Consider the following 11,279-nt stretch of genomic DNA (forward strand, 5'->3'; position numbering starts at 1 on the left):
GGAAATACACCACGATAGGATATCCGTGAACACACTTCTAACAGTTATTAAATATCATATTATTTGCACTCTTTTACTCTGCCATTGTGGTGTTTTTGCAAAACCTATCTATCTCGATACTTACACAAGCGAACAAGGGTTATCGCAAAACTCCATCACCTGCAGCACAACAGATAACGCTGGGTTTTATTGGTTTGCCACCCAAGGAGGATTAAACAAATTTGATGGCTACGAATTTAAGCATTATAAATTTGACCCATCCCAAAATAGTATTTCAGGCAACTGGATTACTGATTGTTTTAACTTTTCAAACAAGTACATATGGTTTTCTACAGCTGCAAATGGGTTAAATTTATTGGACACTGAAACAGGTAAATTCAAAGTATATAATCAGTTTTCTGCACCCGCCCTAAGCAACTCAGCTATTTTTTCAATCACCTCACAAGACAAAACAACACTTTGGATTGGTCATGATAAAGGCCAGCTTAGTCAATTAAACACAAAAACAAATAAAATAAAGCTATTTACCTATCCAAACTTACAACAGGCAAATATCGAATTTAAAGACATAATGTTTGGTCAACAAAATACTCTTTGGTTGGCAAGTAATATAGGGCTTATTAAGTTCGATACTATAACTGAGAAGTTTACACTCATAGCCAACAGTCCTAAACAACTTTGGCGTTTGAAAAACGCCCCTGATAACCAAATATTATTAGGAAGTAAAATGGGCCTTGCCTCGTTTAACCCCACGACCGCTGAATTTCATCATATTGAACAATTAAAAGATTATTGGGTAACAGATATACTATTGGATGATGAACACACCTTATTAGTTAGCACTTATGGACAGGGTCTATTCAGTCAATCATTTACCTCTTTATCAAACAACAAATTTGAACAAGTATCCTACTCGCCATCAGAAAAACATGGTTTAGCCAATGACCATCTTTTATCACTTTATCAAGACCCAACAGGAATCATTTGGATAGGCACAGATGGTTATGGACTGCATCGGTATGACAAAAAACAATCCCAGTTTGGCCACCAAAAACATTTGTCCAATGACCCAACGTCTATATCACATGATTTCGTAAGGGCCATACTCAAAGACAGCCGCAATACTCTGTGGATAGGTACACGCGATGGGCTAAATAAACAGACACCAAAAGGCTTTAACCGTTATAAAGTTGATAACGCACAGGACAAAGGTTTTACTAATAGTAATATTTTCAGCCTTTATGAAGATAGCAAGCAGCGTGTTTGGATAGGTACATATGGCGGGGGGTTGTTGCTGTATAATCCAATTGATGACAGTTTCTCTTCATTTACTGTGCAAAGCCATAAACTTAGCAGCAATCGCATATATGCTATTACTGAAGACGACAGCGGCAATTTATGGCTTGGCGGCAATAATGGTTTAACTCGGTTTAACCCTGATACGCTTAAAGTAACGCATTTTAAGTACGATAAACAAACTAATAGCATTTCAAATAACACTATTTTTAGTATTACATATGACACTCACAATAATGTTGTATGGGTAGGAACGCGAGAAGGTTTAAATAAGCTCTCTATAAATGACGAAACATTTACACACTATAAAAGCCATTTAAATGAGCCTAATAGTATTACCCATAATATGGTTACTTCTTTATATTTAGAGGACAAAAACACTCTATGGGTAGGCACATTCAACGGGTTAAACAAATTAGACATAGCGACGAATAAGATAATAAAAATAACTCAATTTGACGGTTTAATTAATGAAAATATTTTTGCAATAAAACAAGATAATAGTGGCAACTTATGGCTAAGTAGCAATCAAGGCTTAACTCGCTACTCTGATGGCACGAAACAGATGCTGCATTTTTTACCCGCTAATGGGGTGCAGCATAATTCCTTTATTTTAGGAGCCGCTTTCAAAGCAGCCAATGGCGAACTTTTCTTTGGTGGCATTAATGGTTTTAATCAGTTTTATCCGTTATCACTTTCTCTCTCATCATCACCACCAGAGCCTGTTATTACCGATTTACTTATTTATAACCAGCCAACATCATCCGCGCAATACAGTAAAAGTAAAGAGTTAACTCCTAAGCTGATAAACTATACCAGTGAGCTTTTTCTAAAAGAAAAAGAAGATGTGGTTGGTTTTAAGTTTTCTGCACTGAAAAGTGCTGCAGCCCCCTCACAGTATCAGTATGCCTATAAATTAAAAGGGCTTAACAAACAATTCATATACGCAGACCAAAGCCAAAGGCAAGTGAATTACTCCTTACTTCCTGCAGGAAATTACAAATTAATTTTAAAAGCGAAAAGTCAATACGGTCACTGGAGCAACGATAAAACCGTGCTTAACATTACAGTGGTTCCGCCATGGTGGAAAAGCAAAGCAGCCTACGCAAGTTACATTTTAATTGTACTTGCATTAACTTGGTTAATTATCGCTTTAAAATATAGAGCAAAGGTAGCAGAACAAGAACGAAAAAAAGAGCAAGAGCTTAGCTATTTAAAAACACAATTATTAGATAACGTAAGTCACGAACTAAAAACCCCTTTAAGCTTAATAATGGCGCCTCTAGCAACTCTTAAAAAGCGTCATACTGATGACGATACCCAACAAAAACTGGCAATGATTCACCGCAACACTCAAAAGTTATTAAACCAAATAAATCAGCTTTTACAATTAAGTCAGCGCCCAAGCACAATGATCCAGCATGTTTCACCTTACCCATTAAAGCCACTTATTGCTCAAATAATTGAAGACTTTGCGCCTTTATTTGAGCAAAAGGCAATTGAATTTAAACATGAAGATTTAACCTCGCAAGAGTGCTATATAACCTTGGAACATGAGCATGTAATTTCAATTATTACTAATCTTTTAAGTAATGCACAAAAGTACACATTAAATAATGGGCACGTATCGTTAACACTTTCGCAAAAGAATAAGGAAGTTGTTATCTCTGTATCTGATACTGGCGTAGGTATAAAGCCACAAGATAAGGCGCGTATTTTTGAACGATTTACCCGTGTCAGTCCTATAAAACAACATGGCAATGGTATTGGCTTAGCGCTCGTAAAACAATTAACGCAGCAATATGGGGGTACAGTCGCTGTAACAAGCGAAATTGACCAAGGCAGTTGTTTTACAATTTCATTGCCTACTGCGTGCCCTTCTGTAACGCGCTATATTCCTATGAAAGAGTCCATAAAGCCTTTAAATAAGCATAAGATCCTAATTATTGAAGATAATGAGGAAATGCGAAGTTTGCTTACCTCTATTTTCTTTGAGCGCTATAAGTGTATGAGCGCACATAATGGTGAAGACGGCCTAATCTTATGCAAAAAAGAAATGCCTGATTTAATAATTAGTGATGTCATGATGCCTGTTATGGACGGCTATCAATTTATTTCAGCACTGCGCAACGATATAGCTATAAGCCATATTCCTACTCTATTGCTTTCAGCAAAAGCCGATACAAACAGCAAGTTAAAAGGTTTAGATTTACTAGCAGATGACTATCTAAGCAAACCTTTTGAACCTGAACTTTTACTTAGTCGCGTTCAAGGGCTTTTAACAATCAGAGAAGTTCTTAACCAACACTTACAAAAGCAGCTACCGGCCTTATCAGCATCGGTTAAACTCGACCCACAAATGGTACAAAGTAAAGATTATGAGTTTACCGAACGAGTTAAAACAGTCGTAAAAGAAAATTACTATAACGAAGAGTTTAGTGTTGAAGACTTTGCCGATTCGCTATGTTTAAGCCCAAGGGCTTTACAATTAAAAATGAAAGCACTCTACAATTTAACCCCGAGTGATTACATTCGAAATACACGCCTAGAGCTCGCTCAATCACTATTGAGCGAGAGCGACCTTGCCATTGGATTGGTAGCACAAAAAGTGGGGTTTAGTTCACAAAGTTATTTTGCTAGGTGCTTTAAGGCAAAGTACCAAGTCTCACCTAAACAATTTCGCGATAAACATACAAAATTTCGTGTGTGTGACTAAGATTTTCGTTTTAGTACTATTTTTAACTTATTGATTTAAATACATTAACATTAATATATAAACATTGAGGGAGTAACACATTCTCCCTTAAGCATATTAATTAAGGACAGTCATATGTTAAAAATGCCTAAAAAATTACTGCTAACTACGCTATTAACAGGCGCACTTTGCGCTTGTCAAAGTACATCAACAAATGTCACTTCAGGTCAAAACTCCCCCAACATAAACACAGTAGCTAAAGAGCAATATAATGGGCCCAAAGCACGAATAGCTGTTGCCCGCTTTACAGATAAATCGAACGACTCAAGGTGGTGGAGAAAAGAAATTGGCGAAGGGATGGCTGATCAGCTTACAACGGCGCTTGTTACAACTAACCGTTTTATAGTATTAGAGCGCCAAGCTTTAGATGCCGTATTGTCTGAACAAGATCTAGCAACCTCAGGTAGAGTAAGCGCTACAACAGGTGCAGCATATGGTGAAATTGAAGGGGCTGAAATTGTTGTTGTTGCGGCCGTAACAGAGTTTGATGATGGTAGTTCCGGTGGCAGTGTTGGTTCAGGCGGCTTTATTGGTGATGTATTTAGTTCTGTATCAGCAGGGTTTTCAGGCACACATATGGCAATAGATTTACGCCTTATAGATACTCGCACATCACGTATTTTAGCAGCCACAAGTGTAGAGGGCGGCAGTACCGATTTCGATTTTACAGGCGCCGCAACAAACTTTGGTGGTTCATTGGTAGGTGGTAATATAAGCGGCTGGTCTGACACACCTAAAGAAAAAGCACTTCGTGAAGTTATCATCAAAGCAGTAGAGTTTCTGGAAACAAAAATTCCTGATACTTACTATCGTTACAACAGCAATAACACATTAGCATCGGGTTACACTGCCCCACCGCCACTAAAAGTAAGTAAAGTAAAAGCTATAAGCAAACCTGTTGATGATATAAAGGTACCAAATCATAGAATGCCTCATTATGAAAAAATGGACTTAGCCATGTCACGCTTAAACTTAGTGTGTTTAGGCTATCTAAGAAACCAGCCCAACTACGAAGAATTTGAAACGCAAGACGTAGAATACGACCGTAAAACAGTCATTGCTCTTCGAGAATATCAACAAGAGAATAAACTCGACGTAACAGGGCTTGCTGATGCCGCTACTAAAAAGTCTTTAGACGATTCTGAATGTATAGCTAAAAGCAATAAATCTGGTCTTGATAGCTTAGGTAGTATGTTTAAAGCCTTTTAGTAACAGCAACTTGGGTAGCTATAATTTAGCTACCTAAGTCCCTAGGCTTAATTAGCGCCTTTTACTAGCGGCACGCCATTGTTACCCACTGGAATATAAACGGTAGTATGGTTTGGCGACTCAGCCATTTTTACCTGCGCGTTTATAGCTTCATGTTGTAAATAATTTGCTGTGAGCGTTGCGTTAATAATTTTTTGGGCTTGGGCAATACCTTTTGCTTCTTCCACTCTTATTTCAGCATCTTTGCGGGCTATTTCTTTTTGTGTTTCTTTTTCTGCTAGTAGTTGCTGCGCAGCAAGTTTTTTCTCTACAGCGTTTGCGACAATGGCTGGGTAATTAATATCTCCCACTACTACATTTGCTAATTTAAAGGGCGTTGATGATAAATAAGTTTGTAAACGCAGGCTAACTTCTTGCGCTATTTTTTCGCGGTTAGTTTTCAGCTCACCACTGTCGTACTTTTGCACAATGTCACGCACATAAGTTCTAAACGTTTCACGCACAAAGCGTTTATACCAATTCTGTGCGCCATACTCTTCTACAACTGTTTTAACCGAGCCACTTTGAATACCTATTACTGCATGAAAATCAAATTTAATATTTAAATCATCATTAGCAAGTATCCTAAATGTTTCAGTCTATACCCAAACCACCTCAGGATGCAGAATTCAGCGTTTCACAGGGGCTTAATATCAAGGCGTTAATTCGCAAGAATGGCACTCCCTTTTAAGAAGTAACAACGATGAGAGTAAGTGCCTGTGAAACGCCCGACGGGTTGGTTTAAAAGCGATTTATACTGCGTTATTAATTTTAACAATAGAACCACTATTACTTGCAATCAATGCCTTGCCTAAATCGCTTTTAATTCCAACTGAAACTCGTATCTTGAGGTGGTTTGGGTATAAATTAGGCCTCATATCAATGTTTACCACTTCATTACGAAGTAAAGAAACACCATAGTTAGCAGGCCCTTTCATGGTGCCTTGATAGCCCCCTTCGCCAAATATTCTTGGTTTTTCGTACACATACCCTTCTTCACCCGCTGGCGTGCTTGGGTTAGTACATGCCGTTAAGCCAAACCCGACAACCCCGGCCAAAATGGCACCTTTAGCAAAGTTATTAACCAGCGTTTGCATCCCTGAATTTCTTGGTTTCATTCTATGTCCTTAGTTATTTTTCTAATACTTTATATACATTGCTTAGTAAGCTTGAGGCACCAAACCTAAATGTAGCGGCTTGTAAATAATCCTCGCCCATTATTGAGCGTGTAAGTGCTAGGTATTCACTTGCATCACTTACAGTTTTAACACCGCCAGCGGCTTTAAAGCCCACTACTTTACCCGATTTTTTAATAGTATTAAGCATCACGCTTGTGGCTTCAAGCGTTGCATTTACAGCTACTTTACCTGTGCTAGTTTTTACAAAATCAGCCCCACCTTGAATCGCTAAGTTGGTTGCTTTAGCGATTAGCTCTTCAGTTTTAAGCTCGCCACTTTCTATAATTACTTTTAATTGCGCTTTTGTACCACAGACTTTTTTACTTTCAGTTACATACTCGAGCACTTTGCTGTGCTCACCCGCAATAAGCGCTTTATAGGGGATCACTAAATCTATTTCATCGGCACCACGCTCAATAGCAATTAGCGTTTCGTTTATCACATCGCTCAGTGGCGCATCACCACTCGGAAAATTTGTAACCGTTGCTACTTTTACATGGTTAAGTTCACGCGCAGCTAATGCTATTTTTGCATCATCTACAAAATCGCTGTAAACACATACCGCAGCCGGTGTACCCAATTGTGGGTTTATACTATTTACAAGCTGCTGAATATCGTTTGAAGTATCAGCTGTATTAAGGCTGGTTAGGTCCATTAACGAAACCGCTAAGTGTGCGTCGTTGAGTTGTTCAGTCATCAGTAACCCCTTTAGGTAGGCGATAAATTAGGTTTAGCATCATAGTAACAAATTAACGTAATCTCGCTATAGCTCATAACCAAACACTATAAGCACAATATTGTGCGTGTAACTCGCCTTAATCCCCTATAGATTAAGCCTTAAACCTAAAACGACCACCCATTATAACTTTTGGTTATATAAACTTGGTTTTAATTATTTTTTACTTACTAATGCGCGCTATATTCTGCCATCTGCTCAATAGCGTTTTATTTTAGATTTAACTTAGAGGTGTTAACCACGTGCAGTATTTACCTATCTTTACCAAACTCGACAACAAACCCGTGCTGGTTGTTGGCGGTGGAGAGGTTGCATTACGCAAATGTCGCGCGTTTTTAAAAGCCCGCGCAAATGTAACCTTAGTGGCACCTTGGTTTTGTGATGAACTAAAAGAGCATGCACACAACAATGAAGTAACGCTTATTGATGCCTATTTTGATGAGTCGCACCTTGATGGCAAAATGCTGGTTATAGCAGCCACAGACTTAGACGAAGTAAACAATAATGTATTTGAGCTTGCAAATGCGCGCAACGTGTTTGTAAACGTGGTTGATGACCAGCCTAAATGTACGTTTATATTCCCATCAATAGTAGATCGCGACCCAATCACCATTGCTATATCAAGTGCAGGCACCGCACCAGTACTTGCACGGCGTTTACGTGAAAAGCTCGAAACGTTAATCCCACAACACATTGGCCCACTGGCTACTTTAGTTGGCAGCTTTAGAGATAAAGTAAAACAGCGCTTTAAACACTTTGCCGACCGCCGCCAGTTTTGGGAAGGCGTGTTTGATTCATCAGTCGTGAGCAAAGTACAAACCGGTAATATCGATGCAGCACAAGCGCAGCTAGAACAAATGCTTGATGCCAAAGCAGAGCCAGAGGGCGAAGTGTATGTAGTAGGTGCAGGCCCTGGCGACCCTGAGCTTTTAACCCTTAAAGCACTGCAATTAATGCAACAAGCTGACGTTGTTGTATACGACTACTTAGTGTCAGATGAAATTATGGAATTAGTACGCCGTGATGCCGATTTAGTCTGCGTAGGCAAACGTTTAGGCGATCACAGTGTAGCCCAAGAAGATACCAACCAAATGTTGGTTGATTTTGCCAAGCAAGGCAAAAAAGTGTGCCGCATTAAAGGCGGTGACCCCTTTATTTACGGCCGTGGCGGTGAAGAAGTACAAGTACTGGCTGCCAATAACGTGAATTATCAAATAGTGCCAGGTATTACAGCAGCTGCAGGTTGTAGTGCATATGCAGGTATTCCGCTTACGCATCGCGACCACGCACAAGCTATACAGTTTGTAACGGGGCACTGTAAAAAAGATGGCCAAGAGCTTGATTGGCAATCGCTTGCTAAAGCGCATCAAACTTTAGCAATTTATATGGGCGTTATTAAATCGCCACATATACAAGCTCAGCTGTTAAAACATGGCCGCAGTGCAACTACACCCGTTGCCATAATAGAAAACGGCACGCGTAAAAACCAACGTGTTATTACAGGGCAATTGGGTGAGCTGGCAGATTTAATAGAGCGCAACAGTGTTGTATCGCCAGCCTTACTTATTATTGGCGAAGTAGCCGCTCTTCACTCGCAGCTTGCGTGGTTTAGCCAAAACGAGCAAACCAGTAGCTTTGCTCAGCCGCTCACTGGTGTATCAAATACATAATTATATTTACCTTAATCACTTTTAATCATTTTAGTAGGACGACTAACAATGGCTTTAACTCACCTTCAGCAACTTGAAGCTGAAAGTATCAAAATCATGCGCGAAGTCGCCGCTGAGTTTGAGAACCCAGTAATGCTTTACTCAATCGGTAAAGACTCGTCGGTACTTTTGCACTTAGCGCGTAAAGCATTTTACCCTGCAAAAATTCCGTTTCCGTTATTACACGTAGACACCAACTGGAAGTTTCGTGAAATGATTGAATTTCGCGATCGCCTTGCAAAAGAATACGGTTTTGACCTGCTGGTACACAAAAACCCAGAAGGCATGGCTATGGGTATTAGCCCGTTTGAGCATGGCTCAGGTAAACATACCGACATAATGAAAACCCAAGGCTTAAAGCAAGCGTTAGATAAATACGGCTTTGATGCTGCATTTGGTGGCGCACGCCGCGATGAAGAAAAATCTCGCGCTAAAGAGCGTGTTTACTCGTTCCGCGATAAACACCACCGTTGGGACCCTAAAAACCAGCGCCCAGAGCTTTGGAATACCTACAATAGTCAAGTTAATCCTGGTGAGAGCATTCGTGTATTCCCACTATCTAACTGGACTGAGCTTGATATTTGGCAATACATTTACCAAGAAAACATCGAAATGGTACCGCTTTATTTAGCTAAAGAGCGCCCAGTGGTTGAGCGCGATGGCACCTTAATTATGGTTGACGATGAACGTATGCCACTTGAAGAAGGTGAAGTACCGCAAATGAAATCGGTACGTTTTCGTACTTTAGGCTGTTACCCACTAACCGGTGCCGTTGAATCTACAGCTAGCAACCTAACTGAAATTATCGAAGAAATGCTGTTATCTACGTCGTCAGAGCGTGAAGGCCGTGTAATCGATCACGACTCAGCAGGATCAATGGAGAAGAAAAAACGTGAGGGGTATTTCTAATGTCTACCAATACTAACGACACTATTAACGAAGTAAAAGAAATTGGCATAGACGCCTACCTAGCACGCCAACAAGATAAAAGCTTATTACGCATGCTTACCTGTGGCAGCGTAGATGACGGTAAATCAACACTGATTGGCCGCCTTTTACATGACAGCCACCAAATTTATGAAGATCAGCTTGCAGCCCTTCATAAAGATAACGAAAAAGTAGGTAACGCAGGCGAAGAACTCGACTTAGCGCTACTCGTAGATGGCCTACAAGCTGAGCGTGAGCAAGGCATTACTATTGACGTAGCATATCGTTATTTTTCAACCGCTAAGCGTAAGTTTATTATTGCCGACACCCCAGGGCACGAGCAATACACACGCAACATGGTAACAGGCGCATCAACCAGCGATGTAGCCATTATTTTAGTTGATGCTCGCTATGGTGTGCAAGTACAAACTAAGCGTCATAGTTTTATTTGTGACTCGCTCGGTATTAAACAGTTTGTGGTAGCAATTAATAAAATGGATATCGTTGATTTTGACGAAACCGTTTATGAAAAAATTAAAGCCGACTACCTTAAATTTGCTGAGCAACTTAACGTATCAAACATTAAGTTTGTACCTATGTCGGCGCTTAAAGGCGACAACGTAGTAACACGCTCTGCACATACGCCTTATTACACAGATAAGCCATTGCTTGAGCTTTTAGAAGACTCACCAGCGGCCGAAACCGATACCGGCTTTGAAGCACGCTTACCAGTGCAATATGTAGTGCGCCCTAACTTAAACTTCCGTGGTTTTCAGGGCACATTGGCATCAGGTAAATTACAAGTTGGCGATGCAATAAAAGTATTACCGTCGGGTAAAACATCAAGCATAAAAGAAATTGTGACCTTCAATGGCAACCTAGATCACGCAGAAGCCGGCCAAGCAATTACCGTTACCCTAAATAGCGAAATTGATATTAGCCGCGGCGATGTCATTGTGCCGCAAAGCTCAAATGCAACGGTTACTAACCTTATACAAGCTAAACTTGTGTGGATGCACGAAGAGCCGCTGGTACTAGGTAAAAGCTACAACATTAAACTAGGTAGCAAAAATACATCAGCCGTGGTTAAAAAGATTGACCACACTATTGATGTAAATACCTTAGAGCACGGCACAGCCGATTCACTTCAGCTAAACGAAATTGCCATTGTTACGCTTGAGCTAAGCGAAACAATATTAGCTGATGAGTATCACAACAACCACGAAACTGGCTCATTTATCCTTATCGATCGTTTATCTAACTTAACGGTTGCCGCAGGTATGATTGAGCAAGTACTAAAAAGCGAAAAACAAAACAACGATTTCAGCGACTTTGAAATTGAGTTTAATAGCTTAGTACGCAAGCACTTCCCACATTGGCAAGCGCTTGATATTTCAAAACTGTAAGTATAAAAAATGTCTGTTAGGAAT

General features: G+C 40.0%; 7 protein-coding genes and 1 pseudogene. 5 read left to right on the top strand and 3 right to left on the bottom strand.

Features of this window, described 5'->3' with window-relative positions:
* The first annotated feature begins 25 nt into the window (after positions 1 to 25).
* Positions 26 to 4,012 (top strand): hybrid sensor histidine kinase/response regulator transcription factor, encoded by a 3,987-nt coding sequence (locus tag CWC17_RS03555; protein WP_138612092.1) that lies wholly within the window; start codon positions 26 to 28, stop codon positions 4,010 to 4,012.
* A gap of 114 nt (positions 4,013 to 4,126) precedes the next feature.
* Positions 4,127 to 5,260 (top strand): CsgG/HfaB family protein, encoded by a 1,134-nt coding sequence (locus tag CWC17_RS03560; protein WP_138612093.1) that lies wholly within the window; start codon positions 4,127 to 4,129, stop codon positions 5,258 to 5,260.
* 47 nt (positions 5,261 to 5,307) lie between these two features.
* On the opposite strand, the pseudogene CWC17_RS03565 reads toward CWC17_RS03560, so the two are convergent.
* The 3 genes and pseudogenes from CWC17_RS03565 to deoC all read right to left on the bottom strand — a co-directional run.
* Positions 5,308 to 5,898: pseudogene (locus CWC17_RS03565) on the bottom strand (SPFH domain-containing protein); the annotation flags it as partial.
* A gap of 153 nt (positions 5,899 to 6,051) precedes the next feature.
* A complete protein-coding gene (locus CWC17_RS03570; protein WP_249935882.1) occupies positions 6,052 to 6,417 on the bottom strand; it encodes a hypothetical protein in 366 nt (121 codons plus the stop codon).
* Between the two features lie 13 nt (positions 6,418 to 6,430).
* Entirely contained in the window at positions 6,431 to 7,174 is a 744-nt protein-coding gene (gene deoC / locus CWC17_RS03575) for a deoxyribose-phosphate aldolase (protein WP_138612094.1), read from the bottom strand.
* Between the two features lie 281 nt (positions 7,175 to 7,455).
* Here deoC and cysG point away from each other — a divergent pair, with 281 nt between their 5' ends.
* From cysG to cysN, 3 genes are read left to right on the top strand one after another with little or no spacing between them, the layout of a single operon-like run.
* A complete protein-coding gene (gene cysG / locus CWC17_RS03580) occupies positions 7,456 to 8,883 on the top strand; it encodes a siroheme synthase CysG (protein ID WP_138612095.1) in 1,428 nt (475 codons plus the stop codon).
* Positions 8,884 to 8,931: 48 nt separating this feature from the next.
* On the top strand, positions 8,932 to 9,831 hold the full coding sequence (gene cysD, locus CWC17_RS03585; protein ID WP_138612096.1) for a sulfate adenylyltransferase subunit CysD: 900 nt from the start codon (positions 8,932 to 8,934) through the stop codon (positions 9,829 to 9,831).
* Positions 9,831 to 11,255 carry a sulfate adenylyltransferase subunit CysN gene (cysN, locus tag CWC17_RS03590; protein WP_138612097.1) on the top strand — a complete coding sequence of 475 codons (1,425 nt, stop codon included), beginning with the start codon at positions 9,831 to 9,833 and terminating at the stop codon, positions 11,253 to 11,255. The genes cysD and cysN overlap by 1 nt, the downstream gene beginning before the upstream one ends.
* Positions 11,256 to 11,279: the final 24 nt, after the last annotated feature.

The sequence above is a fragment of the Pseudoalteromonas sp. S3785 genome (assembly GCF_005887365.1).
Taxonomy (GTDB): Bacteria; Pseudomonadota; Gammaproteobacteria; order Enterobacterales; family Alteromonadaceae; genus Pseudoalteromonas.

Bases quoted from the DNA above. Each gene is read 5' to 3' on its own strand.
- cysN (WP_138612097.1), top strand. From the start codon at position 9,831: ATGTCTACCAATACTAACGACACTATTAACGAAGTAAAAGAAATTGGC.
- deoC (WP_138612094.1), bottom strand. From the start codon at position 7,174: ATGACTGAACAACTCAACGACGCACACTTAGCGGTTTCGTTAATGGAC.
- CWC17_RS03560 (WP_138612093.1), top strand. From the start codon at position 4,127: ATGTTAAAAATGCCTAAAAAATTACTGCTAACTACGCTATTAACAGGC.
- cysD (WP_138612096.1), top strand. From the start codon at position 8,932: ATGGCTTTAACTCACCTTCAGCAACTTGAAGCTGAAAGTATCAAAATC.
- CWC17_RS03570 (WP_249935882.1), bottom strand. From the start codon at position 6,417: ATGAAACCAAGAAATTCAGGGATGCAAACGCTGGTTAATAACTTTGCT.